Consider the following 26379-nt stretch of genomic DNA (forward strand, 5'->3'; position numbering starts at 1 on the left):
GTGCGATGGAACAACTCGTTCGGGTGCAAAACGAATATGACCGTCAGGTATTGGGCTGGCTGCGCGTGCGCGTAGGCGACGCGGCGTTGCAAAGTGCCGCGCGCCAGGCCGCCACGGATGGCGAAAAGCCTTATCTTTCAACGATTTGCCGTAGCCTCGGCATTCGCCCGCCGTCCCGCCGCGCATTCCGCGACGAGGCCGCGAAGACGCACCGCGCCGTGGGCGAACGCTACCTCAAGCGCATCCGGCAGATCCTCGGCGCCGCCAGCCCGGCGGCCTCCCACCCCGCTCAGCCCGCCCGCCGGCCGGAACCCCGCGCCGCATCGCGTCCGCAGGGCTCCCTGTTCTGATCAGGCCGGCAGGTCCGTCACCCGCATGGCGGGCGTGATCTGCAGCGGATCGGTCACGAGCTCGATCAGGGCCGGCTTCTGTTCGGCCACCGTGGCCGCCCGTGCGCGCTCAAGCGCCGCGGGGAAATCCTCGGTCCGCTCCACGCGCTCGGCCACCGCGCCGCAAGCCCGCGCCATGCCGATAAAGTCCGGCGACGGGATCGTCGTCCCGCTCTGACGCCCCGGGTAACGCCGCTCCTGATGCATGCGGATCGTGCCGTACATCCCGTTGTTGACCACGATGACGATCAGGTTGGCCCCATGCGCGGCCGCCGTGGCGATCTCCTGCGGATACATCAGGAAGCAGCCATCGCCCGCGAACGCGATCACGGTCTTCTCGGGCGAACGCAGCTTGGCCGCGATTGCCGCGGGCAGGCCATAGCCCATCGCGCCACAGGTCGGCGCCAGTTCCGTGCGCGGCTGCCTGTAGGCGTAGAAGCGGTGCAGCCACACCGTGTAGTTGCCCGCGCCGTTGGTCAGGATCGAATCCGCCGGCAGCACGTCGTTCAGGTGCGCCATCGCGGCGGCCATATCGACGCCGGTCAGTTCCGGATGCGGCCTGGGCACCGTGACGAACGCCTCATGCTCGGCGCGCGCGCCGGCCGTCCAGTCGCCCCAGACCGGCGTCGCGGCAGGTTTCAGCGAGGCCAGCATCGCGGCGCCGGGCTCCACGCCCGCATGAATCGGCAGGTCGGCCTGATAGACGCGCCCCAGTTCGGCATTGTCGGCATGGATATGCACGAGCTTCTGCACCGGCCGCGGCACCTGCAGCATCGTGTAGCCATCGGTCGCGATATCGCCGAGGCGCGTGCCGAACGCGATGATCAGGTCCGCGCCGCGCACCCGCTCCGCCAGCTTCGGGCTCACGCCAAGGCTCAGGTGGCCCACATAGTGCGGATCGCGGTTGTCGAAGGTGTCCTGACGGCGGAACACGCAGGCCACCGGCAGGTTCCACGTCTTCACGAACGCCGCGAAGTCGCGCGCGGTGGCCTCGGTCCAGTTCGCGCCGCCCGCGATCACGAGCGGCCGCTTCGCTTCGGCCAGTGCCGCCGCCAGCGCGGCCGTATCCTCGGGCCGCGGCGCGGCGGCCACCACGCGGTACGGCGCCGCATCGGCGGTCTCGCACAGGTTGTCCAGCACGTCCTCCGGCAGCGCGATCACCACGGGCCCCGGCCGGCCCGACGTGGCCACCTGGAATGCGCGCGCCACGACCTCGGGGATGCGCTTCGGATCGTCGATCTCCACGGCCCACTTGGCCAGCGTGCCGAACACCGCCGCGTAATCGACCTCCTGGAAGGCCTCGCGCCCCTTGTGCTCGCGCGCGATCTGGCCGACGAACATGATCATCGGCGTCGAATCCTGCTGCGCGATATGCACGCCGATGCTCGCATGCGTGGCACCCGGCCCGCGCGTCACGAAGCAGATGCCCGGCTTGCCGGTCAGCTTGCCATCGGCCTCGGCCATGTTCGCCGCGGCACCCTCGTGCTTGCATACCACGAGGTCGATCGCGGGCTGGTCGTGCAGCGCGTCCAGAACGTCGAGAAAGCTCTCGCCGGGCACGCAGAAGATGCGTTCGGCACCATGGATACGCAGTTGATCGACGAGGACGCGGCCACCGGTGCGGGCCGAGGGGGAGGAAGTCGAAGCGGTCATGACGAAGCGTGAGGATTGAAGAGGTAGACGAGAAAAACAGATTGTCTGCGATTGTTCCGTTTGACGATACGCATCGCGCGGTCTATCGTGCATTTCTGTTATGCGAATTATGCAAGACGGCACGCCATGGGGGCGTGTAGATTTGCTGACGGCGCATGTTGCAACGACGCCCTGAAAACTACACAGCAACTGGAGACCACGCAATGCCCTTTCCCCATCTCTCGACCGGGATGATGCGGCCGCTGTTTGCCGCGCTTTGTGTCGCATGCATGGCCACGGCGCCCCAGGCGCGAGCCCAGTCGGCCGACAAATACCCCTCCAAGCCCATCAACTACGTCGTGCCGTTCGCGGCGGGCGGCACCACGGACCTGCTCGGCCGCCTGATCGGCCAGCGTCTGTCGCAGGTGCTCGGCCAGTCGGTCGTCGTGGAGAACCGGCCCGGCGCCGGCGGCAATATCGGTTCCGACTATGTGGCCAAGGCCGCCCCCGATGGCTACACGCTGGTCGGCGGCACCATCAGCTCGCACTCGATCAACGTGAGCCTGTATCCCAAGATGCCGTACGACCCGGTCAAGAACTTCCAGCCGGTGGCGCTTATCGGCACGCTGCCCAATGTACTCGTGGTCAACGCCAGCAGTCCGTGGAAGTCCGTTGAGGACGTGATCGCCGCGGCCAAGGCCAAGCCGGGCGCGATCAATTTCGGCTCGTCGGGCAACGGCACCTCGCAGCATCTGTCGGCCGAGCTGTTCGCCAACATGGCCGGCCTCAAGCTCACGCACGTGCCGTACAAGGGCAGCAGCCAGGCCGTGCAGGCGCTGCTCGGCAATCAGGTGGACCTCGTCTTCGAGAACAGCGTGGCCGCCGTGCCGATGATCCAGTCCGGCAAGTTCCGCGCGCTGGCCACCACGGGTCCGAAGCGCTCGGCCGAGCTGCCCGACGTGCCCACGGTGTCCGAGGCGGGCCTCAAGGGCTACGAGATCGTGTCGTGGCAGGCCATCTTCGCGCCGGCCGGCACGCCCGCGCCGATCGTCAACAAGCTCGCCACCGAGATCGGCAAGATCATCCGCGAACCCGAGATGCGCGCGAAGCTCGCCGGGCTCGGCGTGGAGCCCTCCGGTGCGGGCCCCGCGGAACTGGGTGCGTTCCAGAAGCGCGAAGTCGCCAAATGGGCGGAGCTGATCAAGGTAGCCAACATCCGACTGGAGTAATCGACAGCATGAGCGAACACCGCATTCCCGCCGCCGCCCTGCACCAGTGGGTGCAGGATCTCTGGCTCGCCGCGGGCTCCGACGCGCGCGAGGCGCGCCTGACCGCCGACCACCTCGTACTGGCCAACCAGTCGGGCCACGACTCGCACGGCGTCGGCATGATTCCCAAGTACGTGCTGTCGTGGCAGGCGGATCAGCTGCAGCTGAACCAGCGCGTGAGCGTCGTGCACGAGTCGGGCGGCATCGTGAGCCTCGATGCCAACCGCGGCATGGGGCAGGCCCTCACCGAAGAGGCGATGCGCATCGGCATTGCGCGCGCGAAGGAACATGGCGTCTGCGTGCTGGGGCTGCGCCGCGCGCATCATCTGGGCCGCGTGGGCCACTGGGCCGAGCAGGCGGCGGCCGCGGGCCTGATCTCGATCCACTTCGTCAACGTGCTGTCCAAGCCGATCGTCGCGCCGCACGGCGGCTACGACGCGCGCTTCGGCACCAATCCGTTCACGATCGCCGTGCCGATTCCGGGCCGCCCGCCGCTCGTGCTCGACTTTGCCACCAGCGCGATCGCGCTCGGCAAGGTGCGCGTGGCCAACAACAAGGGCGTGCCCGTGCCGCCGGGCTGCCTGATCGACGATCATGGCAACCCGACGAACGACCCGTCGATCATGTTCCCGATGGCCGGCGGCCCGCACGGCGCGCTGCGCACGTTCGGCGAGCACAAGGGCTACGTGCTGGCCATGATGTGCGAACTGCTCGGCGCCGCGGTCACGGGCGGCCATACCATCCGGCCGGAGACGCTCACGCACGAGCACGCGGTCTGGAACAACATGCTCGCCATCGTGTTCGATCCCGCTCGCCTCGGCACGAGCACCACGTTCGGCCACGAGGTCGAGGCGTTCGTCGAGTGGGTCAAGGCCTCGCGCCTGCAGCCGGGCACCGAGGACATCCTGTTCCCCGGCGATCCGGAACGGCAATGGCGCCAGCTGCGCGCGGAAACCATTCCCGTCGATGCGGGCACGCTGTCCCAGCTCGACGACGCGGCGGCACGCGTGCTGCAGTCGCGCGGCAAATCGCCAGGGCCGCTGACACGGCTCGCGCTCGATTGAATTTCAGGAGACACCCATGAGCACCGCCCCCCATCTGCCCCACCTGTCGCCGCTGCCGAACCAGTTTCGCGCGGACGTGCTCGCCCGCAAGCGGCTGATCGGCTGCTGGAGTTCGCTCGGCCATCCCATCACGACCGAAATCGTCGGTCTGGCCGGCTTCGACTGGATCCTGCTCGACGGCGAGCACTCGCCCAACGACGTGCTGACGTTCGTGCCGCAGCTGATGGCACTCAAGGACAGCACGAGCGCGCCCGTCGTGCGCCCGCCGTGGAACGATCCGGTCATGCTCAAGCGCCTGCTCGACGTGGGCTTCTACAATTTCCTGATCCCGTTCGTGGAATCGGCCGAGGAAGCCCGCCGCGCGGTACGCGCCACGCGCTATCCGCCCGACGGCATCCGCGGCGTGTCCGGCATCCAGCGCCAGAACCGCTACGGCACGCTGCCGGACTTCTTCAAGACCATCAACGAGAACATCTGCGTGCTCGTGCAGGTGGAAAGCCGCAAGGGCGTGGAAGCGATCGACGAGATCTGCGCGGAGCCCGGCGTCGATGGCATCTTCATCGGCCCCAACGACCTCGCGGCCGCCTACGGCCATCTGGGCAACCCGAACCACCCCGACGTGCAGGCCGCCGTGCAGCGCATCTACGATGCGGCCAATCGCGCGGGCAAGGCCATCGGCACGCTGACGCCTGTCGAGGCCGAGGCGCGCCGCTATCTGGACATGGGCGCGCATTTCGTCGCTGTGGGCCTCGACCATGGCCTGCTGCGCGATGCGACGCGCGCGCTGCGCCAGAAGTTTGCCGACTGACAGTTGTACAACGACCGGAACGTGACATGAGCAAGATCGGATTCATCGGACTCGGCGTCATGGGCAAGCCCATGGCGCTCCATCTCCAGCAAGGCGGCCACACGGTGTTCGCGCACACGCGCAGCGGCGTGCCGAAGGACCTGCTGGACGCCGGCATGCAATCGCGCGAGAGCGCGGCGGACGTGGCCCGCGAGGCGGACGTCGTCTTCCTGATGCTGCCCGATACGCCCGACGTCGCGCGCGTGCTCTTCAGCGACGGGGGCGTGGCCGAAGGCCTGAGCCAGGGCAAGACCGTCGTCGATATGAGCTCGATCTCGCCGATCGAGACGCGCGAGTTCGCGGCGCGTATCGAAAAGCTCGGCTGCGAGTATGTCGATGCCCCGGTCTCGGGCGGCGAAGTCGGCGCCAAGGCCGCCACGCTGTCCATCATGTGCGGCGGCAAGCAGGACGTGTTCGACCGCGTGCTGCCCCTGCTGCAGCTGATGGGCAAGAACATCACGCTGGTCGGCAACGTCGGCGACGGCCAAGTCGCCAAGGTGGCCAACCAGGTCATTGTGGCGCTCACGATCGAAGCGGTCGGCGAGGCGCTCGTGCTCGCGGCGAAGGCCGGCGCGGATCCCGCGCGTGTGCGGCAGGCGCTGATGGGCGGCTTCGCCAGCTCGCGCATCCTGGAAGTGCACGGCGAACGCATGATCAAGCGCACGTTCGATCCGGGCTTCCGCATCGAGCTGCATCAGAAGGATCTGAACCTCGCGCTGTCCACGGCCAAGGCGCTCGGCATGGCACTGCCGAACACCGCCTCCGCGCAGCAGCTGTTCAACGTATGCGTGGCTCAGGGCGGCGCCGGCTGGGACCATTCGGGCATGGTGCGCGCGCTCGAGCATATGGCGTCGTTCAAGATCGGCGACACGCCGAAGAAGTAACTGCCCGGCCGACTGGCCCGCGCCCCATGTCGACACTGAACTCGGACGACCTCGCGTGCTTCGTCTGCGTGGCCAACACGCAGAGCATCTCTCGCGCGGCGCTCGAGCTCGGTGCCGACCAATCGACGGTCAGCCGCCAGATCGCGCGGCTGGAGGCCGCGCTCGATGCGCGGCTGTTTCATCGCAGCGGCCGCGGCGTCGTGCTGACCGAGGCCGGCAATACCCTGCTCACCTACGCGCGGCAGGTCGCGAGCACGCTCACCGAGGCGCGCGCGGCCGTGCGCGCCTCCACGGGCAACGGCCCCGCCCAGATGGTCATCGCCGCGCAGCCGACCATCGCCAATACGGCCTTCGCGGCCATAGCCGCCGCGCTCAAGCAACGGTTTCCCGCGACCCGGGTGCGCTTTGTCGAAGGCCTCGCGAGCCCGATCCTCGCATGGCTCGCCGCGGGCGAGATCGACGTGGCATTGCTGTACCTGCCCGAGCAGCAGGGCGCGCTCAAGGTGGATGTCCTGCTGGAAGAAGACCTCACGCTTGTCACGCCGACATCCTGGAGCCATCTGGGCGCGACGTTCCCGGCGAAGCGGCTCGGCGAGATGCCGATGATTTTGCCGAGCACGGGCCATGGCCTGCGCGTGCTCGCGGAAACGCTGGCCACGCGCGTCGGCACCACACTGAACATGGCGCTCGAGTGCGATGCGTCGAACACAGTGGCGATGCGGCTGGTGGAGGATGGATGCGGCGCGACGATGCTGCCGTTTGCCGCGGTCGCCGATCGCGTCGCGCAGGGACGCCTGCACTCGGCGCGGATCGTCGATCCGGTGGTCACGCGTCAGGTCGCGCTCGCGACCGCGCGAAACCGGCCGCCCGTCCCCGAACTCTGGGACGTCATGCAGGCCGTGCGCATGTCGGTGCGGAATATCGTGATGTCCGGCGCGTGGCCGGGCGCGCGACTCGTATAGTCACGCCCCGGCCACGCTTCCCTGACTGGCAACGTTACTGCTTCGTGCCTTGCTGGAGCTGCTGCGTGGCCTGCTCGTTGGCGGCCTTGTAGGCGTCCTTGCGCTCCTGCTTCGCGGCGCCGACATCCTGCTTGTATTCGGCCTTGGCGGCCTTCTTCTCCGCCGCGTATTCCTGCTTCGCTTCGCGGCGCTGTTCGCGGCGCTCCACGAGCGGATCCTTGGGCGGCTGCACCTGCGTGTAGCCCGGCGGCACGGTGTTGGTACCGGCGGCCGGCGCGGTCGTGGTCGTGGTTTGGGCGAAGGCGGTGGCCGACATCAGGCCCGCGGCCAGCGCGCCAATCAGAGCGGAAGTACGAAGGGTATGGTTCTTGGACATGTGAGACCTCTCAGGTAGTTTTTGAAAAAAAGCCGCATACGTGAGCGGGATGAATGAGCGGGTTTTGGTACCGCATGCCTGCCGAAGTTTAGAAGCGTCATCGGGCCCCGCGTGCCGCATTCACACATCTCCTTACAAAAACTCATCCACGCTGACAGACAGAGCCCGACAAGGCCACAGATACGCGCCGTTTCGCTTGCACAGGCGCGCTCCGTGGACCACACTGAGTGACGACGTCCTGTATGGAGGCACCATGCATCTGGAAGGATCCTGTCATTGCGGCGCGGTGGAATTCAGCCTCGAATCCGACTCGCCGTATCCGTACATGCATTGCCACTGCTCCATCTGCCGCAAGACCGCGGGCGGTGGCGGCTATGCGATCAACCTCGGCGGCGATGCCACCACGCTGCGCGTGCGTGGCAAGAAGAACGTCGCGATCTATCACGCCGTGATGCGTGAAGCCGGCAAGTGTCCCACGCGTTCGAAAGGGCAACGGCATTTCTGCATCAAGTGCGGCAGCGCACTGTGGATGTGGGATCCGCGCTGGCCCGAACTCGTCCATCCCCACGCGAGCGCCATCGATACGCCGCTGCCCAAACCGCCCGAAGTCGTCGAGGCCGGACTCGACTACGTGGCACCCTGGGTCGATGTGCCACGCGGCAAGGGCCACCGGCACGTGGGCACGTGGCCCGAGGAATCGCTGCACGACTGGCATGCGCGCCACGGTCTGCTGTCCGAATAAACGTTCACAGAGAAACTGGAGATCCGCCATGGCACAGCGCATGTCCCGCATGCTTGCCCTGCCCTTAGCCGCCGCCATCGTGGTGCTCGCCACCGGCTGCGGCGAATCGTCCAAGTTGCCCGAGTCCGCGGGCTTCGGGCCCACGCCGCAGCTTCCCGAGCCGAAGAAGCAGACCATCCCCACCGTGCACGTCGCCACGGCCAAGGGCTGGGCAGACGGGAAGACCCCGGTGCCGGCCGAGGGCATGAGCGTCACCGCGTTCGCGGGCGGGCTCGACCATCCGCGCTGGGTCTACGTGCTGCCCAACGGCGACGTGCTCGTGGCCGAATCGAACGCGCCGCCCAAGCCGGACGACGACAAGGGCATCAAGGGGTGGTTCTCCAGGATGTTCATGAAGCGCGCGGGCGCGACCGTTCCCAGCGCGAATCGCATCACGCTGCTGCGCGATGCCGATGGCGACGGCGTGGCCGAAGTGAAGACCGTATTCCTGCAGAACCTCAATTCGCCGTTCGGCATGGCGCTGGTCGGCGCGGACTTCTACGTGGCCAATACCGATGCGGTGGTGCGATTCCCATACACGCCCGGCCAGACCAGCATCACCGAACCGGGACAGAAGGTCGTCGATCTGCCGGCCGGACCGCTGAACCACCACTGGACCAAGAACATCATTGCCAGCCCGGATGGGACGAAGCTGTACGCGACGGTCGGCTCCAACAGCAACGTCGCGGAAAACGGTATCGACAAGGAAGTGGGCCGGGCGGCCATCTGGGAAATCGATCCGCGCACGGGCCAGCACCGCGTCTTCGCGAGCGGCCTGCGCAATCCCAACGGCATGGCGTGGGATTCGGCCAGCGGCATGCTATGGACCTCCGTCAACGAACGCGACGAGATCGGCAACGACCTCGTACCCGACTACATCACGTCGGTGCGCGATGGCGGATTCTACGGCTGGCCTTACAGCTACTACGGGCAGCACGTCGATGAGCGCGTGAAGCCGCCCGCGCCGGACATGGTGGCCAAGGCCATCGTGCCCGACTATGCCGTGGGCGCGCATACCGCGTCGCTGGGGCTCACGTCGGCCCAGGGCAGCAGCCTGCCCGCGCAGTTCCAGCACGGCATGATCGTGAGCCAGCACGGCTCGTGGAACCGCAAGCCGCGCTCGGGCTACAAGGTCATCTTCGTGCCGTTCGACCAGGGCAAGCCGAGCGGTGCCCCGTTCGACGTGCTGACGGGCTTCCTGAACGAGGATGGCGACGCGCAGGGGCGGCCCGTCGGCGTGGCCATCGACAAGCGCGGCGGGCTGCTCGTTGCCGACGACGTCGGCAACATGATCTGGCGCGTATCAGGGGCCAAATAGGGGCGCGGCGGAGGGCTCAGCGCGGCCCGAGGTAGTCCAGCTTGCCGATCTGCACGCCCTTGTGGCGCAGCAGGCCATACGCGGTGGTCACGTGGAAGAAGAAATTCGGCAGCGCGAACGACAGCAGGTACGTCTTGCCGTCGAACGTCACGGGGCCCGTGCGCATCTTGAGCTCGATCGAGCGCGATTCGCTGCCTTCCATCTGCTCGGCGCGAATGGTCTTCAGGAAGCCGATCGTCTTCGCGATGCGCTCCTGCAGCTGGGCAAACGTCGTTTCGTCGTCGGCAAACGACGGGACTTCCACGCCCGCCAGACGCGCGGCGGCGCCCTTGGCGGCATCGCTCGCGCGCTGGATCTGCGCGGGCAGCGCATCCATGTCCGCCACGAGGCGGGTATCGATCAGCGTTTGCGGATCGATTCCCTGCTCCTTCGCATGCGCCACGCCCTTCTCCAGAATGGCCGAGAGGTTGGTCAGGTAACGAATGAAAACGGGGATCGATGCGTCATACATCGAGAGCGAAGTCTGGCTCATGGACGGGGTCTCCTCGGGGGGGAAGGTGAACGACAGCCGAGAGAATAGTGCAAATTCTCTAAACGTGCCGTTGCTTGACCCAGCGGTTCATCGCCGCGCACAGCAGCAGCAGCGCCGCCGTCGCGACAAACACGTAGCGCAGGCCGACATGCGCCCCCACCTGGCCGCCAAGCAGCGGCCCCACTACCTGTCCCGAGAACTGCGCCGACTGCAGATACCCGAGCGTCTTGCCCGAGCGGTTCTCGTCGACCGACTGCCGGACGAGCTTGGCGATCGACGGCAACAACCCGGCAATCGTCATGCCCATCAGGCCACGCAGGATGGCAAGCTGCCACCACGCCGTCACGAACGCCTGCGGCACCATCACCACGGCCGTCGCCACAAGGCACCCGACGATCACGTTCCAGCTGCCGATGCGGTCCGCCAATGCACCGAGCCGCGGCGCGGTCAGCATGCTGCCGAAGGCGGAAGCGGCCATCACGATACCCGCCATGCGCGCCTGATGCGCGGTCGGCACCCCGAGCTCGCCGATATACACGGTGATGATCGGTTCGATCGACATGTTCGCCAGCAGCACCATCATCGCGGTAATCAGCAATGCGACGATGACGATCCGCCGTGACGGATCGGCCGCCATGCCATCGACCTGCACGCGCGGCTTCGTATCGGCATGGCGGTCGAAGTCTTCGCGCACCAGAAAGATCGTGGCGAGCGCCGCCACGGCGATGATGGCGCCGCCGACGAAGAACGTGCCGCGAATGCCGACGAGTCCCGGCAGGAAACCGCCGACGAGCGGCCCGATCAGGTTGCCGGCCAGCGCCCCGGTGGAGAGCACGCCGAGCGCCCACCCCGCGCGTTCCTTCGGCGCCTGCGTGCCGATCATGACGATCGACGCGGAGGCATAGCCTCCGATCAGCCCCGCGACGAGCCGCAGCACCACCAGTTCCGTGACCGTATGCGCCACACCGATCAGCGACATCACGATCGCCATGCCGATGGCCGCGCGCACGAGCATCGGCTTGCGGCCGAAGCGGTCCGCCAGGCGGCCCCAGAGCGGTGCCGTGATGGCGGTCCCGAAGAACGTGGCGCCGAAGGCCACCGCCGACCATTGCACGATGGCCGCCGGCGAGGTCTCGCCAAGCTGCTCGACGTAGAGCGGCAGAAACGGCAGCAGCATGCTGAGGCTGATCAGCGTGGTGAAGGAGCCGAACACGCAGACGTAAAGGTTGCGCCGCCAGTACGCCTGATTGCGCTCCGCGTATCCGCGCGCCGGCGGCGGCGAGGCGACATCCGCCGGAGGGGAGTTGCCGGCCACGGCCAGCGCCATGTCGTCCTTCATCGTCATTGCCTCTATCCATCGCTATCGGAGATAGCCAAAGGCTAGGCGTAATCGGCAATCATGAGAACTGAAAAATAACGATACCAGTTATCTGAAATACAGATAGCCATGCAACGATCGCGGAAGCGCGCTACAGTCGGGAACGATGACCGCATCCAGCGAGACCCCATGGACGTCGCCGACCTGAAAACTTTCGAAGCCGTGGCCCGGCATGGCAGCATGAACAAGGCCGCCGCGGAACTGCACACCGTGCAATCCAATGTGACGGCGCGCATCCGCGCGCTGGAAGACGCGCTGGGCACCCAGCTGTTCGAGCGCCATGCGCGCGGCGTCAGCGTGACGGCGGCCGGGCAACGCATCCTGCCGTTCGTGCCACGCATCGCGCGGCTGATTGCGGAGGCGCGGGCCGCCGCGCGCGACGACGGCGTGCCGGGCGGCACGCTCGCGCTGGGCTCGCTGGAGACGACCACCGCGTGGCGGCTGTCGCCGTTGCTGACCGAGTTCGCGCGCGCCTATCCGGCCGTGCGGCTGACCGTCACGGCGGGCAGCACCGCGAGCCTCGTGCGCGACGTGGCTGCCTCGCAAATGGATGGCGCGTTCGTCGCGGGGCCGGTCTCGCATCCCGATCTGCATCAGGAGCGCGTATTCACCGAGGAACTCGTGCTGGCGACGAGCCTCGCCATCCCCTCGCCCAGGGCGCTCGCGTCCCTGCCCGATCCACGCATCGTGGTGTTCCAGAGCGGTTGTTCGTATCGCCAGCGGCTCGAATCCTACCTTGCGAGCCTCGGCATCGTCGTGGCAAGGCCGCTCGAATTCGGCTCGCTCGATGCCATCGTCAGTTGCGTCTCCGCGGGGGTGGGCGTCACGCTGCTGCCGCGCGGCGTGCTCGCCGATGCGGCCGCCGCGGGCCGCATCGCGCTGCACCGCATGCCGCGCGAGCTTGCGCGCGTGGACACCCTGTTCATCCGCCGCGAAGATGCCTATGTCACGAGCGCCATGCAGGCCTTTCTGGCGATGATCCGCCAGTTCCACGGCAAGCCGGCCGCCCCGGCGAAGCCTCAGGTGAGCCCACGCAAGGCGGCCGCGTTGCAAGGCGCATAGCCAAGCGCGTCCACGCTCGTTCGCACCGCGCGCAGCAGCGCCGCATTGTCCGGCGCGACGTCGCCGGACGGCAGCAGCATATTGTTCTCGAACCCGATGCGCGCATGCCCGCCGAGCAGGATCGCGGCCGCCGCGCAGTCCGCCTCCTGCCGGCCAAACGCGCAGACCGCCCATTCGATGCCGGCGCGATCGAGGCCCAGCTCGCGCCAGGCCTCAAGAAACGGCAGCAGGTCCGCGGGCGACGACGTCTGCCCGACCGCGTAGCGCCCCAGCACGAACAGCACCCAGTGCCCGTCCGCCGGGATCACGCCGCTTGCGCGCAGCGCCGCATAGCGGCGCACGTCTTCGGCGTCGTAGAGGATGTACTGCGCCACCACGCCTGCCTCGCGCATCCAGTGGAAAAATGCCGCGGCATCGTCCTGCGCGGCGTCCTTCGGCACGAGCTCGCGTACCGCCACCGATGCGGCTTCGGGCCGCAGCGCGCGAATCGTCGCGATCTGCTGCGCGGGCGCATAGATCCCCACGGCCTCGGTCGTCAGCTGGATGACCAGCTCCTGCCCCACGGCCTTGCGCACGGCCGCCACGGCGGGTGCATAGTCGCCGACCTCGAGGCTATGCGTATCGTCGGCCTTGCGCACATGCAGATGGATCATCGACGCGCCGGCATCGAGGCACTCGCGCGCGCATCGGGCCAGTTCATCGGGGGTGATCGGCAGGCGCGCATGATCGCGATGCGTCTTGCGCGCGCCGTTCGGCGCCACGGCCAGCGCGTACCCGCGCCGCGTGTTCGTTACGGATGTCGTCATCGGACGCTCCCCGATGCGGGCAACACGGCATCGACCGTCGTCGCAAACCGCTCGACGATGCGATCGATATCGTTCGCGGTGCTGATAAACGGCGGGGCGAACAGCACATGGTCGCCATGCACGCCGTCCACGGTGCCGCCCATCGGATAGATCAGCAGCCCGTTCTGCATGGCCGTCGACTTGATCTTCGCGTGCACCTTGCGCGCGGGATCCAGCGTGGCCCTGGTCTCGCGGTCCGCCACGAACTCCACGCCGACGAACAGCCCGCGGCCCCGCACATCGCCGACGTTCGGATGCGCGCCCAGTACCTCGCGCAGCCGCGCGCGCAGCTGCTCGCCGCGCGCCCGCACATTGTCGAGCAGACGCTCCTCGGCAATCGTGCGCTGCACGGCCAGTGCCGCCGCGCAGGCGGTCGCATGGCCGATATAGGTATGCCCATGCTGGAAGAAGCCGCTGCCGCCCACGATCGCATCGTAGATCCGGTCCGTGGACAGCATCGCGCCGATGGGCTGGTACCCCGCGCCGAGCCCCTTGGCAATCGTCACGATATCGGGCACCACGCCGTCTTCCTCGCAGGCGAACGTATAGCCGGTGCGGCCCATGCCGGCCATGACTTCGTCGAGGATCAGCAGCACGCCGTACTTGTCGCAGACCGCGCGGATGCGGCGCAGGTAGTCGCCAACGGGGGGCACGGCGCCCGCGGTGGCGCCCACGACTGTCTCCGCGACGAACGCCGCCACCGTCTCCGGCCCGAGTTCGAGGATCTTCGCCTCGAGTTCGTCGGCCAGCCGCTGTGCGTACGCGTCCTCGGTCTCGTCCTCGCGCTGGTCGCGATAGGCGTAGCACGGCGACACATGATGGGCGGGCACCAGCAACGGCAGGAACGGTTCGCGGCGCCACGCGTTGCCGCCGATCGCCAGCGCACCGAGCGTGTTGCCGTGATAGCTCTGGCGGCGCGCGACGAAGTGGCGCCGCGCGGGCTGTCCAGTCTCCACGAAATACTGCCGCGCGAGCTTCAGCGCGGCCTCCACGGCCTCCGATCCGCCCGAGACGAAGTACACATGATCAAGATCGCCGGGCGCCGCCGCGACGAGGGTATCCGCGAGCGTCTCCGATACCTCGGTCGTGAAGAACGACGTATGCGCATAAGCCAGCGTCTCCACCTGCTCGCGAATGGCCGCGATCACGCGCGGATGCCCGTGCCCGAGGCACGATACGGCCGCACCGCCCGATGCGTCGATATAACGCTTGCCCTGATTGTCGAACAGCTCGACGCCCTGCCCGCCGACGGCAATGGGCATGGCCTGACGCGGATTGCGATGGAAGACCTTGGTCATGGTGGTGTGAAGGTGAAAACCGATGGAGAAAGTATATGAGCGCTCCGCGCGTTACGCAACATTTGTTTCATACGTAGCGCGATAAGATTCGAATGATTCAACCCTGACTTGTGCAACAATCGTTACATCCCGAGTCCCACGCACCCCGACGATGACTTCCCCCCTCGTGCCGCCGCAACACCTCGACGATCTGCTGACGTATCTGCGCGAGCATTTCGCCGAGCTCAGCACCCAGTTCCAGGGCGGCGCGCGCTATCTGCTCGACCATCCCCAGGAAGTCCCGCTGCTGTCGATGCGCAAGGTGGCGACCGAAGCCGGCGTCCAGCCCGCCACGCTCGTGCGGCTCGCGCAGTTCCTGGGCTTCGAGGGCTGGCAGGGATTGCGCGAGCTGTTCGTCGAGTCGATGCGCGGCGGCCCGCAACCGTATGCCAAACGCGCGCGCAAGGTCGTGCAGGCCGGCGGCTCCAACCGCCTGCTCAAGGACATGTTCGACGCGCAGCATCGCAACCTCGACGTGACCGGCGAGCAGAACGCGGCAGCCATGACCAAGGCCGTCGATCTGCTGAGCGCGGCCGGCAACGTCTATGTGGCCGGCTTCCGCTCGTGCGCGCCCATCGCGGCGACCCTGCATTACGTCTACCGGCTGTTCCGCCCGACGGTCCAGCTCATTCGCGGCGATGCCGGCGCGCTGGAAATGGAACTCCGCGCCCTTACCGCGCGCGATGCGGTCGTCGTCGTCAGCTTCGCCCCCTATTCCGCCGAGATCATCCGCGTCACCGACGCCGCGCGCGAAGCGGGCTGCCGCGTGGTCGCGATGACCGACAGCACGGTGGCGCCCATCGCGCTGCATGCCGATTGCACGCTGCTGTTTTCGGTGGATAGCCCGTCGTTCTTCCCGTCGATCACCGCCGGTATCGCGCTGGCCGAAGGCCTCGTCGAGCAGTTGCTGGCGCGCAAGGGCAAGGGCGCGATCAAGGCGCTCGAGCATACCGAGGGGCAACTGCATCAGGCCGGCGCCTACGTGCAGGGCAAGGGTGCGAAGCGCAACTGAGCGCGCTGAGGGGAGCGAATCATGAACCTGCGGCAGATCGAAGTCTTTCGGGCGGTCATGAGCACGGGCTCCGTGAGCGATGCCTCGCGGCTGCTGCACGTCTCCGTGCCCGCGGTCAGCCGCATGCTGTCGTACACCGAGAGCCGGCTCGGGTTTCCGCTGTTCGAGCGCATCAAGGGCCGTCTCCACCCCACCGAGGAAGCGCGCCGCCTCTATCACGAGGTGCAGCTCGTCTATCGCGGCGTCGAGCGCATCGAGGACCTGATCCACGAGCTCGCCGATCGCCGCCACGGCCTGATCAGCGTCGGCGCGAGCCCCAGCATCGGCCAGATGCTCGTGCCGCAGGCCATCGCGCAATTCCATATCGGCAACCCCGACGTGCGCATCCATTTCCAGTGCATGACGCACGCGCAGCTCAAGGAGCAGTTGCTGAACCGTCAGATCGAGGTCGGTGTCTCCACGCTGCCGATGGATCATCCCACGCTAACCACCACGCCGCTGGCATCGAGCCGCGTGGTCTGCATCTGCCCGCCGTCGCACCCGGTGGCGTCGCGGACATCGGTCACCGTGGCGGACCTGCTGCCGTATCCCCTTATCGCCTATCCGCCCGATACGCCGTTCGGCCAGCGCATCGACAAGCTCTACCGCGAAGCCGGCGAAACCCCGCGCGTGGCGATCGAGGCCGGACTGCCCCACACGGCCTGTGCGCTCGTGCATGCGGGCGCGGGCATTGCACTCGTCGATGAGTTCCTGCTGCGCGGCTGGCCCGGCGCGCGTTTCCGCGTACTGCCCCTGGAGCATGCCGCGCCGATCGTCGCGGACCTCGTGCACCTGCGCACGGAGTCCGTCTCGCCGGTGGCGGAGGCATTTATCCGCGTGCTGCGCAATGTGCTGGCGCAGCACGACGTGGCGGCACCGTAGCGACCTTTGTGCACGCCGCACTGTCCGTGTGCACCGCACCACGCCGGGGCAACGTCTTAAACCGCGATTAAGACCGACGCACAAACCGTCATTCGACGCGCCCGCACCCGGTTCCGATAATGGCTCGCATCCCGCTCCCGACCATTACGGAACCCGCATGCAATCCAAGCGCACCCTTGGCCTCGCCGTCGCACAGATGGGCCCCGTCCATCTGGCCGACTCGCGTGCCGCCGTCGTCCGCCGACTCCTCGACATGATGCGCGACGCGCACGGCCGCGGCGCGACCTTCGTCGTGTTTCCCGAGCTCGCGCTCACCACGTTCTTTCCCCGCTACTGGATGGACGAGGCCGAAGCGCAGGAACGCTTCTTCGAACGCAGCATGCCCGGCCCGGCCACGCAGCCGCTGTTCGACGAGGCGAAAAGGCTCGGCATCGGCTTCTATCTCGGCTACGCGGAACTGACGCCCGAGGGGCAGGCCTTCAACACGTCGATCCTCGTCGGCACGGACGGTGCGATCGTCGGCAAATACCGCAAGATCCATCTGCCTGGCCACAGCGATCACAAGCCGGACGCGCCGTTCCAGCATCTCGAGAAAAAGTTCTTCGAAGTCGGCGACCTCGGCTTCCGCGTATTCGATACGCAGGACACGCGCTTCGGCATGTGCATCTGCAACGATCGCCGCTGGCCCGAAACCTATCGCGTCATGGCGCTGCAGGGTGCCGAGGTGGTCGTGCTCGGCTACAACACGCCGTCACGCAATATCCACTGGAACGAGCCCGCGCATCTGCGTACGTCCACGCACCTCATCTCGCTGCAGGCCAATGCGTACCAGAACGGGATCTGGGTCGCGGCGGCGGCCAAGTGCGGCAGCGAGGACGGCCATCACATGATCGGCAACTCGGTCATCGTCGCGCCCACGGGCGAGATCGTCGCGCGCGCGCTCACCGAAGAGGACGAAGTCATCTCGGTGCACGCGGACCTGACGCTTGGCGAACACTTCCGCCAGCACGTCTTCAACTTCGCGAAGCACCGGCGCCCCGAACACTACCGGCTCATTACCGAGCGCGTCGGCGTGGGCGATCCGCTGCCCTGAGGCTGCGTGGAACGCCACGTCGAACCATCGCCGCGCACGCTTGTTGCATTCCCCGAATTATCGATCTGCCGTCTGCCCGAAGGAAGTCGCATGCTCCCGTTTCGTCTGCCCTCCCGTTTCATCAAGCGTTTGACCATTGCCGCCATCGGCGTCTCGCTGGCACTGCCGGCGGTGCAGGCGTTCGCCGCATGGCCGGACAAACCCATCACGTTCGTGGTCCCGTCCGCGGCGGGCGGCTCGCCCGACGTGCTGTCGCGGCTCGTCACCAATGAAATGACGCGCACGCTCGGCGTGCCGATGGTCATCGAGAACCGTCCCGGCGCGGCCGGCAATATCGGCATCCTGCAAATCAAGAGCAAGGCCGCGGACGGCTACACGGTAGGCTATGGCAACGTCAACACGCTGGCCGTCAACCGCTCGCTGTTCAAGAAGCTGCCCTACGACGTGGACAAGGACCTCGTGCCCATCGTGCACGCGTTCGATCTCTACAACGTGCTGATCGTCCGCAGCGATTCGCCGTTCCACACCGCCAAGGGCCTGATCGACGCCGCGAAAAAGGCGCCCGGCACGCTGTCGTTCGGCGCGCCCGGCATCGGGACCACGGGCCACCTTGGCGGCGAACTGTTCAAGAGCATGGCCAGGATCGACGTGCTGTTCGTGCCGTACAACGGCGGCCCGGCCGCGCTGCAGGATCTGCTCGGCGGCCGCATCGACTATCTGTTCGCCAATACGTCCGAAGTCGGTCCGCAGATCGCGGCCGGCAAGGTGCGCGCGCTCGGCGTCAGCAGCCTCAAGCGGCTGCCGATCCTGCCCAACGTGCCCACGCTCGACGAATCGGGGCTCAAGGGCTACCAGACCGTGGCATGGGGCGGCGTGGTCGCGCCGCGCGGTACGCCGCCGGAGGTGGTGAGCAAGCTCAACCAGGCCGCCAATGCCGCGCTCAAGACCGACGTGGTGCGCGATGGGCTTGCCAAGCTCGGTGCCGTGCCCGCGGGTGGCAGTCCGGCCGACTTCCAGGCGACGATCAACGAAGAAACCGAGCGCTGGCGCAAGCTGATCGACGAAGCGCATATCGAGAAGCTCGACTGATCGCCATGACCCCATCCCGCCAACCGGATCGGACCGCCCGCCTGCTGCTGCGCGGCGGCATGGTCATCGACGGCACCGGCGCGCCGGCCCGCGCCGCGGACGTCCTCGTCGAAGGCGACCGCATCGCGGCCCTCGCCGCGCCCGGCACCGCCATCGAGGGCGACGTGGGCGATATGACTGTGCGTGATATCGCCGGGCTCACCGTCGCGCCCGGCTTTATCGACTCCCACACGCACGACGACGGCTATCTGCTCGCGCATCGCGACATGGTGCCCAAGGTGTCGCAGGGCATCACCACGGTGGTCACCGGCAACTGCGGCATCAGCCTGGCGCCGTCGCCGGCGGCGGACCGGGTGCCGCAACCGCTCGACCTGCTCGGCCCGCGCGACCTGTTCCGCTTTCCGCGTTTCGCGGACTGGCTCGCTACGTTGCGCGCCCAGCCCGCGGCGGTGAACGTGATTCCACTTGTGGGCCATACCACGCTGCGCGTCGCCGCGATGGACGACCTGCAACGCCCCGCCACGCCGGACGAGACGGCCCGCATGCAGGCACTGCTGGCGGAGGCGATCGAGGCCGGCGCATTCGGCATGTCCACGGGCACGTTCTATCCGCCCGCGGCCCATGCCACCACGCGCGAGATCATCGACGTCGGCGGCCCGCTGCGTGCGCGCGGCGGTATCTACGCCACGCATCTGCGCGACGAGGCCGACCAGATCGACGCGGCCATCGAAGAAGCGCTCGAGATCGGCCGCGCGCTCGGCACACGCGTGGTGTTCTCTCACCACAAGCTCGCGGGCGAACGCAACCATGGCCGCTCGGCCGCGACGCTCGCGCGTATCGGCCAGGCCGGCGCGCTGCAGCCCGTCTGCCTCGACTGCCATCCGTATCCCGCCACCTCGACGATGCTGCGGCTCGACCGCGTGCGTCTGGCCCGCCGCACGATGATCACGTGGTCGGAAGGCTATCCGGAGGCTTCCGGCCGCGACTTCGACGATATCCAGCGCGAACTGGGCCTCGACGACGACCAGATGCTCGCGCGCCTGTCACCGGCCGGCGCCATCTACTTCCTGATGAGCCAGGAGGACGTCGATCGTATCGTCGCCGATCCCCGTTGCATGGTCGGCTCGGACGGGTTGCCGTTCGACAAGCATCCGCATCCGCGCCAGTGGGGCACGTTCACGCGCATTCTGGCGGACACCGTTCGCGAACGCGGGCTGATGCCGCTGGAGACCGCCATCCACAAGATGACGGGTCTGGCCGCCCGGTATTACGGCCTGCCCGACCGCGGCCTGCTGCAACCGGGCATGCGCGCCGACCTCGTCGTCTTCGACCCGGCCACGGTCACCGACCGCGCGACGTTCGATGCGCCGATTCAGGCGAGCGAGGGGATTGCCGGGGTCTGGGTCAATGGCGAATGCGTCTGGGATGGGCAGCGCGCCACGGGCGCCTATCCGGGACAGATGCTCGCGCCGGCCTGACCTCGCTCGTTCTGCTCGCCCGGCTACGCGAACCGGCGGCTGACGAAGTCCGCGAACGCCCTCACCTTCGCCGAATGCCGGCGTTGCTGGGGGCTGACCAGATGAATGGGCATCGGCACGGCTTCCCAGTCCGGTAACAATCGCTGTAACTCGCCGCTCGCCAGCTCTTCGTCGAACAGCCATGTCGGCGAGTAGCCGATCCCCATGCCCGCGAGCAGCGACGCCCGCATGACCTCGCTGCTGTTCGTCTGCAGATTCCCCTGAATCCGTACTGCGGAGGTCGTGCCCGCCGGCACTTCCGCACCGGCGCCCGCCGTGAACTGCCAGACGTTGCGCGACACGGTCTCGGTGTAGACGAGGCAGTTGTGCTGCGCGAGATCTTCCGGTGTCTTCGGCGCCTTGAGGCCGGACGGCAACCTGCGCAGATACTTGCGATGCGCCACCAGCGTCCGGTGCGTGGTGCCCAGCCGCCGTGCCACGAGGCTGCTGTCCGATAGTTCGCCGATCCGCACCGCGACATCGATCCCGAGCTCGACGAGATCGACAAACCCGTCATGCAGGCGCAGGTCGATCTTCACATGGCGATGTTCCGCCAGAAAATCCTGGACGATCGGCATCAGCTTGCGGCGCCCGAACGCGACCGACGCGGCCACGCGCAGCCATCCCGACAGCTGCTGCTCTCCGGACCGCAGCGCACCCTCGGCCTCCGCGATCTCGGCCACGAGCCGCCGCACCTGCTCGAAATAGCGCGCGCCTTCCTCGGTCAGCGCAAGCGATCGCGTCGTGCGCGTGAGCAGCTTCGCGCCGAGGTCCGCCTCGAGCGCCGCCACCTGCTTGCTTACCGCGCCCTGCGTCACGTCCGCCTCATGCGCCACCGCCGAAAAACTCCCGGCTTCCACGACCCGCACAAAGGTCCGCATCGCCTGCAGCTTGTCCATCGATATCCCTTCGTCTTTATTCCAGCGTGGAATGATTGATATGAGAATACCCCACTGAATCTACGCATGGGAATCAACGATAGTGGATGAACGCAAAACCACGGAGACCCATCATGACCCCTTCCGCTGCCGCCCCTGTTGTCCTCATTACCGGCGCCCTCACCGGCATTGGCCGCGCCACGGCCCTCGCCTTCGCACGCGAGGGCAGCCGCCTCGTCGTCAGCGGCCGCCGCGAGGAAGCCGGCCATCAGCTGGCCGCCGAGTTGCGCGCGCTCGGCACGGAAGCCGAGTTCGTTCGCGCCGACGTGCGCTTCGAAGCCGATGTCCGCAACCTCGTGGAACGCGCGGTCGAACGCTTCGGCCGCATCGACGTGGCGGTGAACAACGCGGGGACCGAAGGCCAGGTCGCCCCGCTGTCCGAGCAGTCGGTGGCCAACTACGAGGAAACGTTCTCGACGAATGTGCTGGGCACGCTGCTGGCGCTCAAGCACGAGATGCGCGTGATGCTGGCCCAGGGCAGCGGCGCGATCGTCAACCTGTCCTCGGTCGCCGGACACGCTGGCTTTGCGGGCGCATCGGTCTACGTGGCCAGCAAGCACGCCGTGGAAGGCCTGACCAAGTCCGCCGCGCTGGAGGGCGCCGTCGCCGGCATCCGCGTCAATGCGGTCGCCCCCGGGCCCGTCGCCACGGACATGCTCGACCGCTTCACCGGCAACGACGCCGGCGCCCGGTCCGGCTTTCTCGACACGATTCCCGCGCGCCGCGCCGGCACGCCCGAAGAGATCGCGCAGACCATCGTGTTTCTTGGCAGCGACAAGGCGCGCTATCTCACGGGTCAGTCCATTGCGGTCGATGGCGCCTATCTGGCGCAGTGAGCATCGCTGACGCCGCCGCGACAGGAACGTCGCGGCCGGCCGCCATGCATGTCACGGCTGGATGCAGACGCCATCGCGGCGGACCCACGACACGAACGACGCCGACGGCGCGACGCGCTGAACACCGAGGAGCATCTGGCTCATGACGGCATGCGCCTCGGTCGCCGTACACACGTACGTCATCGATAATCGCCGCTCGCGGTCGATCTGGATCAGCATTTGCGCCAGCGTGGGCCGGGCGAGACGTTCGACGAGGGTTTCGAGGTCACGCTCGTGCTCGGCAAGCTGGTATGTCAGGGTGAACGTGAAGTAGTCATGCGGCGTGACGTGCGGAGGATGCATGGTACGAATTCCGAGCGCGGAGAGTTATCAGACCCCAACCCTAGCAGCGCCGCAAAGCGCGCTGAATAGCCGATCTCTCGAATTCATCCCACGCGTGGACCCACCAGAAACTTTCGGCAAACTCTGACTAAGCCGCCATGCCCGACCGCCCCAGCAAGCCCAGCCGGACCAGACTCTCGGCCGTGGCCACGATCGCGTCCTCGCTCGAACGCGGCGCCCAGCCAAGCAGGCGAATGGCCTTCTCGCTCGTGGCGTTCATGTTCCTGCCCAGCAGCGTGGCGACCCCTTTCAATGAGGGGTTCCTGCGCGCGGCCAGGCGCACCATCCAGTTCGGCAGTTCCCACGCCGATACCTTGCTGGCCGCCGCGCCCATCCGGCGCTGCAATACCTTCGCCACGTCGCCCATCCACAGGCTGTCGCCCGCGATCGCCAGGAAGCGTTCGCCACGGGCGGCAGGGTTCGTCATGGCCAGCACATGCAGGTCGGCCACGTCCCGCACATCGACAAAGCCGCAATTGACCTTCGGGCATCCGCGCTGCCCGTCGAGCATTCGCGTGATCATCGAGATGGAGTGCGAATAGTCGGCGCCCAGCACGGGCCCCACCACCGCCGTCGGATTGACGGCCGACAACTCGAGGCCACCGCCCTCGCGCGCGATGAAGTCCCACGCCGCGCGCTCGGACAGCGTCTTGGACTTCTGGTATGGCCAGATGTCGCCGGCCGTCAGATCGCTCCAGTTGTTCTCGTCGAACGGCCGATTCAGTTGCGCATGCCCGGCACAGATCGCTCCGAACGCGGAGGTCAGCACGACGCGCCTGACGCCGGCATCCCGCGCAGCGCGGAGCACGCGCAGATTGCCGCCGACCGCGGGCCGGATCCAGTCCTCCTCGCGCACCTGATCGCCCGACGGCGTCGGCGACGCCCCGTGGAGCACGTAGGCACATCCGGCCACGGCTTCTGTCCAGCCGCGGTCGTCGCCCAGGTCGGCGACGACGAACGACAGCCGATCTCCCGCCGCCACGCCGCCCGTCCGCAGCTGGTCGCGCACCGCCGCCTCCCGCGCCGCGGACCGGACCGTGGTCCGCACCCGATAGCCCGCGCGCAGCAGGGCCAGCATGCAGTGCTGCGCGATAAATCCCGTTCCGCCCGTGACCAGTACCGTCTCTTCGCTCATGTCGATGTCCCAAATGCCGAAAGGCGTCAGGTTAGACACGAAGCCGCGTACGGTGAATAATTGAAAGTGCGATTTACTTTCGCGATAGTACGAAAAAGCTCGAAATACGCCGAATTAGCCCGATGAGCCGCGATCCGTTTTCCGACATCCTGAAGTTCACCCATGCCGAGTCCATCGTCACAGGCGGATTCACGGCGACCGGCCCGTGGGCGCTCCGCTTCCCGGCTCCGGAGAAGATCAAGTTCTTTGCGGTGGTGAAGGGGCAGTGCTGGGTGCGGATCGACGGCGAGCAGGAACCGGTCCGCTTCGAGACCGGCGACGTCGGGTTGCTGGCGGCCAGACGATCGTTCGTGCTCGCGAGCGATCTGGACACGCCACCCGTCGATGCGATGAGCGTGTTCGCCCGTGCCGGCAACAACGGTGTGCATCTCGGTATCGGTATCGGCACCGGCACCGGCACCGGCACGGCGCCGGATTTCTCGCAGATAGGCGGCCACATCCTGCTGGACCCCGTCAGCGGCCGGCTGCTGGCCGACGTCCTGCCGCCATGGATCCATGTCCCGGCCGCCTCCGCGCAGGCCACGGCCTTTCGCTGGCTGCTCGCGCAACTGGTCGAAGAGCGCGCCAACGAACAGCCCGGCACCCAGCTCGCCTCCGCGCAGCTCGCGCAGCTGCTGTTTATCCAGATCCTGCGCGCGCACCTGCGGACGTCCGCACCGATGCCACCCGGGTGGCTCCGCGCGCTCGGAGACGCCCGCCTCGCGCCGGCCCTGCGCCTGATGCACGACGACCCCGCGCGCACCTGGCACCTCGAAGACCTCGCGAAAGCCTGCGCCATGTCCCGCACGACGTTCGCCGCCCACTTCAGGACCGTCGCCGGCGTCGCGCCGCTGACCTACCTCACCGAATGGCGCATGCGACTGGCCGAACGCGCGCTGCGGGAAGACGACACGCCGGTCACCGTCGTCGCCCAATCGCTCGGCTACTCATCCGATAGCGCGTTCAGCACGGCCTTCAAGCGCGTGAACGGCCACTCGCCCAGGGCCTATCGCATGGCCATGCGCGAGGCCGAGCCAGGCGAGGCGTGATCCCGCCGAAAACCGAACTCACCCCACCAGTGCCTGCAACTCCCTCGCCGCCGCCCGCGGCAACCGCTGGCCCTCCTTGGCCAGATTGACCTGCAACGCCACCCGCGCCACGTCCAGCGCCTCCCTGGCCAGCGAGTAGGTCCCCTTCGCCTGCAGCCACGCCAACACATCCACCAGATGCCAGATGGAAGCGCTGCCTTCATGCACGGGCGTCGGAAAACTCCCCGGGTGCGACAGCATCAGCTTCCGCATGTTCTGCCGCGACACGCCAATCATCTCGGCGACATCGGTCAGTCCAACGAGGTCCGGCGCCACCTCGATGAGCCGCGCCTCCGGCACGGCCCGCCGCACATCCGCGAGCGCACTGCGCACCGCCGCATCGGCGCTGGGCGCTTCGCGCGTGAACGCCAACGCGAGTCGGCCGGGCTGCCCGATGCCAACCAGCGCGTCATCGCAACCTGCCTCCCCCAGCCGTGCCACCACACGGTCCGGATCGCCCAGACCATCGGCCAACTGGTACTTCAAGGTAAAAACGTATTCCATCGGCTAATCCTTCCGCAGCTTGGGAACGTGAATCGGTCTCTGTTGCATCGCGCAGTTGTCCACGACGCGCCGAATCGCACGCGCATGGTTGCAGGCGTTCCGGGGAGTACTCCAGACACTGGAGATACAGAACTCCCCGCAACGACAATCGCGCGCGTTATGGGGACAATAAAATCCGTCCCCACGCATGGCCACCACCCGCCTCCACACGCCAGCCACAACTTTCGGCGTACCTGAGCGCTTCCTCTACGTCCTTCTTCGGATGAGCGACGCGCGCCATCGGCGATCTCCAGTGTGGGAACCCCCACATAGTTGTCATGTGACAACCATACACCCCCCAAGCCCCCCTTTGGAATCGCACTTTGCCGATTTACCCTTATCCAAGCCTGTACCCGCCGCTCGCCTCGATCACCTGCGCGGTCACCCAGCGCCCTTCGTCCGACGCCAGGAATGCCACCACCGCCGCGATGTCCGAGGTTTCGCCAAAGCGGCCCAATGCGGTATCGCCCTCGATGGCCTTCACCATGCCGGCATTCTCGCGAACCGCGGCGTTCATGTCGGTTCGCACCCAACCTGGCGCGACGGCATTCACGGTAATGCCGCGCGGCCCCAGTTCCATGGCCAGCGAGTGGGTCAGGTTGTTGATCGCCGCCTTGGCCATGCCGTAGATGGGCACCACCGGCAACGGACGCGTGGCGAGGCCCGACGAGATATTGACGATGTGACCGCCATTCGCCAGACGACGCAACGCGGACTGAACGACGAAGAACGGTGCGCGGGCATGTACCGCGAACATCGTGTCCCAGCTGTCCGGCGTCGCATCCGCAAGACCGCCCCAGCCGGAATTCCCGGCATTGTTGACGAGCACGTCGAGTACCGTGCTGCCCGTGCGTTCGACAAGTTCGCCGTCGAGCGCCGCGAACATTGCCGGAATCGCCGCCGCATCGACGAGGTCGGCCTGCAGCGCGAAAGCACGGCCCCCATCCCTCCCGATGGCCGCAACCACCTCTTCTGCACCGGCCTTGTTCGCGTTGTACGTCAGCGCGACCGTCGCGCCCTCTTTCGCGAGCCGCTCGGCGATCGCCCGTCCAATGCCGCGCGACCCACCCGTGACCAGCGCGGTTTTCCCCACAAGCAACTGTGACATGTCT

The 26379-nt window shown here is 67.3% G+C and carries 27 protein-coding genes and 1 pseudogene; 16 read left to right on the forward strand and 12 right to left on the reverse strand.

Translation table 11 applies throughout. The features are described from left to right. Positions 1-5 precede the first annotated feature (5 nt). Positions 6-350, forward strand: coding sequence for a hypothetical protein (locus FOB72_RS07335; protein ID WP_150371924.1), 345 nt, complete (start codon positions 6-8; stop codon positions 348-350). Here the strand turns inward: FOB72_RS07335 and FOB72_RS07340 are convergent, their stop codons facing one another. Continuing rightward, a complete protein-coding gene (locus FOB72_RS07340) occupies positions 351-2042 on the reverse strand; it encodes a thiamine pyrophosphate-binding protein (protein WP_150371925.1) in 1692 nt (563 codons plus the stop codon). Positions 2043-2245: 203 nt separating this feature from the next. On the opposite strand from FOB72_RS07340, the gene FOB72_RS07345 reads away from it, so the two are divergent. From FOB72_RS07345 to FOB72_RS07365, 5 genes are read left to right on the forward strand one after another with little or no spacing between them, the layout of a single operon-like run. Beyond that, positions 2246-3250, forward strand: a complete 1005-nt coding sequence (locus FOB72_RS07345; RefSeq protein ID WP_411859813.1) for a Bug family tripartite tricarboxylate transporter substrate binding protein — start codon at positions 2246-2248, stop codon at positions 3248-3250. 8 nt (positions 3251-3258) lie between these two features. Further along, positions 3259-4353, forward strand: a complete 1095-nt coding sequence (locus tag FOB72_RS07350; protein ID WP_150371926.1) for a malate/lactate/ureidoglycolate dehydrogenase — start codon at positions 3259-3261, stop codon at positions 4351-4353. A gap of 16 nt (positions 4354-4369) precedes the next feature. Next, positions 4370-5161 (forward strand): 2-dehydro-3-deoxyglucarate aldolase, encoded by a 792-nt coding sequence (gene garL / locus FOB72_RS07355; RefSeq protein WP_150371927.1) that lies wholly within the window; start codon positions 4370-4372, stop codon positions 5159-5161. A 26-nt stretch (positions 5162-5187) separates the two neighbouring features. Further along, positions 5188-6084 (forward strand): 2-hydroxy-3-oxopropionate reductase, encoded by an 897-nt coding sequence (locus tag FOB72_RS07360; protein WP_150371928.1) that lies wholly within the window; start codon positions 5188-5190, stop codon positions 6082-6084. A 26-nt stretch (positions 6085-6110) separates the two neighbouring features. After that, a complete protein-coding gene (locus tag FOB72_RS07365) occupies positions 6111-7046 on the forward strand; it encodes a LysR substrate-binding domain-containing protein (protein ID WP_150371929.1) in 936 nt (311 codons plus the stop codon). 34 nt (positions 7047-7080) lie between these two features. Here the strand turns inward: FOB72_RS07365 and FOB72_RS07370 are convergent, their stop codons facing one another. After that, on the reverse strand, positions 7081-7422 hold the full coding sequence (locus FOB72_RS07370; RefSeq protein WP_150371930.1) for a hypothetical protein: 342 nt from the start codon (positions 7420-7422) through the stop codon (positions 7081-7083). A 253-nt stretch (positions 7423-7675) separates the two neighbouring features. On the opposite strand from FOB72_RS07370, the gene FOB72_RS07375 reads away from it, so the two are divergent. Continuing rightward, positions 7676-8164 (forward strand): GFA family protein, encoded by a 489-nt coding sequence (locus FOB72_RS07375; protein WP_150371931.1) that lies wholly within the window; start codon positions 7676-7678, stop codon positions 8162-8164. Between the two features lie 28 nt (positions 8165-8192). After that, complete coding sequence (locus FOB72_RS07380) at positions 8193-9521, forward strand: PQQ-dependent sugar dehydrogenase (RefSeq protein ID WP_411859814.1); 1329 nt, start codon at positions 8193-8195, stop codon at positions 9519-9521. Between the two features lie 16 nt (positions 9522-9537). Here the strand turns inward: FOB72_RS07380 and FOB72_RS07385 are convergent, their stop codons facing one another. Further along, complete coding sequence (locus tag FOB72_RS07385) at positions 9538-10053, reverse strand: DUF1993 family protein (RefSeq protein WP_223851455.1); 516 nt, start codon at positions 10051-10053, stop codon at positions 9538-9540. Between the two features lie 58 nt (positions 10054-10111). Further along, positions 10112-11392, reverse strand: coding sequence for an MFS transporter (locus FOB72_RS07390; protein WP_150373788.1), 1281 nt, complete (start codon positions 11390-11392; stop codon positions 10112-10114). A 168-nt stretch (positions 11393-11560) separates the two neighbouring features. Here FOB72_RS07390 and FOB72_RS07395 point away from each other — a divergent pair, with 168 nt between their 5' ends. Further along, a complete protein-coding gene (locus tag FOB72_RS07395) occupies positions 11561-12493 on the forward strand; it encodes a LysR family transcriptional regulator (RefSeq protein WP_150371932.1) in 933 nt (310 codons plus the stop codon). Here FOB72_RS07395 and FOB72_RS07400 read toward each other — a convergent pair. Next, positions 12451-13299, reverse strand: coding sequence for a 3-keto-5-aminohexanoate cleavage protein (locus FOB72_RS07400; RefSeq protein ID WP_150371933.1), 849 nt, complete (start codon positions 13297-13299; stop codon positions 12451-12453). The genes FOB72_RS07395 and FOB72_RS07400 overlap by 43 nt on opposite strands. Continuing rightward, positions 13296-14636, reverse strand: a complete 1341-nt coding sequence (locus FOB72_RS07405; RefSeq protein WP_150371934.1) for an aspartate aminotransferase family protein — start codon at positions 14634-14636, stop codon at positions 13296-13298. The genes FOB72_RS07400 and FOB72_RS07405 overlap by 4 nt, the downstream gene beginning before the upstream one ends. 151 nt (positions 14637-14787) lie before the next feature. On the opposite strand from FOB72_RS07405, the gene FOB72_RS07410 reads away from it, so the two are divergent. From FOB72_RS07410 to FOB72_RS07430, 5 genes are all read left to right on the forward strand, one after another. Then, positions 14788-15687, forward strand: a complete 900-nt coding sequence (locus FOB72_RS07410; RefSeq protein WP_150371935.1) for a MurR/RpiR family transcriptional regulator — start codon at positions 14788-14790, stop codon at positions 15685-15687. 21 nt (positions 15688-15708) lie between these two features. Further along, positions 15709-16608 carry a LysR family transcriptional regulator gene (locus tag FOB72_RS07415; protein WP_150371936.1) on the forward strand — a complete coding sequence of 300 codons (900 nt, stop codon included), beginning with the start codon at positions 15709-15711 and terminating at the stop codon, positions 16606-16608. Positions 16609-16765: 157 nt separating this feature from the next. Continuing rightward, entirely contained in the window at positions 16766-17701 is a 936-nt protein-coding gene (locus FOB72_RS07420) for an N-carbamoyl-D-amino-acid hydrolase (protein WP_150371937.1), read from the forward strand. A gap of 90 nt (positions 17702-17791) precedes the next feature. Then, complete coding sequence (locus FOB72_RS07425; protein ID WP_150371938.1) at positions 17792-18790, forward strand: Bug family tripartite tricarboxylate transporter substrate binding protein; 999 nt, start codon at positions 17792-17794, stop codon at positions 18788-18790. 5 nt (positions 18791-18795) lie between these two features. Continuing rightward, a complete protein-coding gene (locus FOB72_RS07430) occupies positions 18796-20268 on the forward strand; it encodes an N-acyl-D-amino-acid deacylase family protein (RefSeq protein ID WP_150371939.1) in 1473 nt (490 codons plus the stop codon). Positions 20269-20291: 23 nt separating this feature from the next. Here FOB72_RS07430 and FOB72_RS07435 read toward each other — a convergent pair whose 3' ends face one another. Next, entirely contained in the window at positions 20292-21206 is a 915-nt protein-coding gene (locus tag FOB72_RS07435; RefSeq protein ID WP_150371940.1) for a LysR family transcriptional regulator, read from the reverse strand. 113 nt (positions 21207-21319) lie between these two features. Here FOB72_RS07435 and FOB72_RS07440 point away from each other — a divergent pair, with 113 nt between their 5' ends. Continuing rightward, complete coding sequence (locus FOB72_RS07440; protein ID WP_150371941.1) at positions 21320-22081, forward strand: SDR family NAD(P)-dependent oxidoreductase; 762 nt, start codon at positions 21320-21322, stop codon at positions 22079-22081. A gap of 51 nt (positions 22082-22132) precedes the next feature. Here the strand turns inward: FOB72_RS07440 and FOB72_RS07445 are convergent, their stop codons facing one another. Both FOB72_RS07445 and FOB72_RS07450 read right to left on the reverse strand, forming a co-directional pair. Further along, entirely contained in the window at positions 22133-22423 is a 291-nt protein-coding gene (locus FOB72_RS07445) for a hypothetical protein (RefSeq protein ID WP_150371942.1), read from the reverse strand. A 127-nt stretch (positions 22424-22550) separates the two neighbouring features. Further along, on the reverse strand, positions 22551-23597 hold the full coding sequence (locus tag FOB72_RS07450) for an SDR family oxidoreductase (protein ID WP_150371943.1): 1047 nt from the start codon (positions 23595-23597) through the stop codon (positions 22551-22553). Positions 23598-23653: 56 nt separating this feature from the next. On the opposite strand from FOB72_RS07450, the gene FOB72_RS07455 reads away from it, so the two are divergent. Continuing rightward, complete coding sequence (locus tag FOB72_RS07455) at positions 23654-24685, forward strand: AraC family transcriptional regulator (RefSeq protein WP_411859828.1); 1032 nt, start codon at positions 23654-23656, stop codon at positions 24683-24685. An 18-nt stretch (positions 24686-24703) separates the two neighbouring features. On the opposite strand, the gene FOB72_RS07460 is transcribed toward FOB72_RS07455, so the two are convergent. From FOB72_RS07460 to FOB72_RS07470, 3 genes and pseudogenes are all read right to left on the reverse strand, one after another. Beyond that, entirely contained in the window at positions 24704-25228 is a 525-nt protein-coding gene (locus FOB72_RS07460; RefSeq protein WP_150371945.1) for a helix-turn-helix transcriptional regulator, read from the reverse strand. A gap of 3 nt (positions 25229-25231) precedes the next feature. After that, positions 25232-25508, reverse strand: a pseudogene (locus tag FOB72_RS32440) (hypothetical protein). A 96-nt stretch (positions 25509-25604) separates the two neighbouring features. Beyond that, positions 25605-26375 (reverse strand): SDR family NAD(P)-dependent oxidoreductase, encoded by a 771-nt coding sequence (locus FOB72_RS07470; RefSeq protein WP_150371946.1) that lies wholly within the window; start codon positions 26373-26375, stop codon positions 25605-25607. Positions 26376-26379: the final 4 nt, after the last annotated feature.

The organism is Cupriavidus pauculus, assembly GCF_008693385.1.
GTDB lineage: Bacteria > Pseudomonadota > Gammaproteobacteria > Burkholderiales > Burkholderiaceae > Cupriavidus > Cupriavidus pauculus_D.

Coding starts and splice junctions, on each gene's coding strand:
- FOB72_RS07335 (WP_150371924.1), top strand. CDS start 6: ATGGAACAACTCGTTCGGGTGCAAAACGAATATGACCGTCAGGTATTG.
- FOB72_RS07340 (WP_150371925.1), bottom strand. CDS start 2,042: ATGACCGCTTCGACTTCCTCCCCCTCGGCCCGCACCGGTGGCCGCGTC.
- FOB72_RS07345 (WP_411859813.1), top strand. CDS start 2,246: ATGCCCTTTCCCCATCTCTCGACCGGGATGATGCGGCCGCTGTTTGCC.
- FOB72_RS07350 (WP_150371926.1), top strand. CDS start 3,259: ATGAGCGAACACCGCATTCCCGCCGCCGCCCTGCACCAGTGGGTGCAG.
- garL (WP_150371927.1), top strand. CDS start 4,370: ATGAGCACCGCCCCCCATCTGCCCCACCTGTCGCCGCTGCCGAACCAG.
- FOB72_RS07360 (WP_150371928.1), top strand. CDS start 5,188: ATGAGCAAGATCGGATTCATCGGACTCGGCGTCATGGGCAAGCCCATG.
- FOB72_RS07365 (WP_150371929.1), top strand. CDS start 6,111: ATGTCGACACTGAACTCGGACGACCTCGCGTGCTTCGTCTGCGTGGCC.
- FOB72_RS07370 (WP_150371930.1), bottom strand. CDS start 7,422: ATGTCCAAGAACCATACCCTTCGTACTTCCGCTCTGATTGGCGCGCTG.
- FOB72_RS07375 (WP_150371931.1), top strand. CDS start 7,676: ATGCATCTGGAAGGATCCTGTCATTGCGGCGCGGTGGAATTCAGCCTC.
- FOB72_RS07380 (WP_411859814.1), top strand. CDS start 8,193: ATGGCACAGCGCATGTCCCGCATGCTTGCCCTGCCCTTAGCCGCCGCC.
- FOB72_RS07385 (WP_223851455.1), bottom strand. CDS start 10,053: ATGAGCCAGACTTCGCTCTCGATGTATGACGCATCGATCCCCGTTTTC.
- FOB72_RS07390 (WP_150373788.1), bottom strand. CDS start 11,392: ATGAAGGACGACATGGCGCTGGCCGTGGCCGGCAACTCCCCTCCGGCG.
- FOB72_RS07395 (WP_150371932.1), top strand. CDS start 11,561: ATGGACGTCGCCGACCTGAAAACTTTCGAAGCCGTGGCCCGGCATGGC.
- FOB72_RS07400 (WP_150371933.1), bottom strand. CDS start 13,299: ATGACGACATCCGTAACGAACACGCGGCGCGGGTACGCGCTGGCCGTG.
- FOB72_RS07405 (WP_150371934.1), bottom strand. CDS start 14,636: ATGACCAAGGTCTTCCATCGCAATCCGCGTCAGGCCATGCCCATTGCC.
- FOB72_RS07410 (WP_150371935.1), top strand. CDS start 14,788: ATGACTTCCCCCCTCGTGCCGCCGCAACACCTCGACGATCTGCTGACG.
- FOB72_RS07415 (WP_150371936.1), top strand. CDS start 15,709: ATGAACCTGCGGCAGATCGAAGTCTTTCGGGCGGTCATGAGCACGGGC.
- FOB72_RS07420 (WP_150371937.1), top strand. CDS start 16,766: ATGCAATCCAAGCGCACCCTTGGCCTCGCCGTCGCACAGATGGGCCCC.
- FOB72_RS07425 (WP_150371938.1), top strand. CDS start 17,792: ATGCTCCCGTTTCGTCTGCCCTCCCGTTTCATCAAGCGTTTGACCATT.
- FOB72_RS07430 (WP_150371939.1), top strand. CDS start 18,796: ATGACCCCATCCCGCCAACCGGATCGGACCGCCCGCCTGCTGCTGCGC.
- FOB72_RS07435 (WP_150371940.1), bottom strand. CDS start 21,206: ATGGACAAGCTGCAGGCGATGCGGACCTTTGTGCGGGTCGTGGAAGCC.
- FOB72_RS07440 (WP_150371941.1), top strand. CDS start 21,320: ATGACCCCTTCCGCTGCCGCCCCTGTTGTCCTCATTACCGGCGCCCTC.
- FOB72_RS07445 (WP_150371942.1), bottom strand. CDS start 22,423: ATGCATCCTCCGCACGTCACGCCGCATGACTACTTCACGTTCACCCTG.
- FOB72_RS07450 (WP_150371943.1), bottom strand. CDS start 23,597: ATGAGCGAAGAGACGGTACTGGTCACGGGCGGAACGGGATTTATCGCG.
- FOB72_RS07460 (WP_150371945.1), bottom strand. CDS start 25,228: ATGGAATACGTTTTTACCTTGAAGTACCAGTTGGCCGATGGTCTGGGC.
- FOB72_RS07470 (WP_150371946.1), bottom strand. CDS start 26,375: ATGTCACAGTTGCTTGTGGGGAAAACCGCGCTGGTCACGGGTGGGTCG.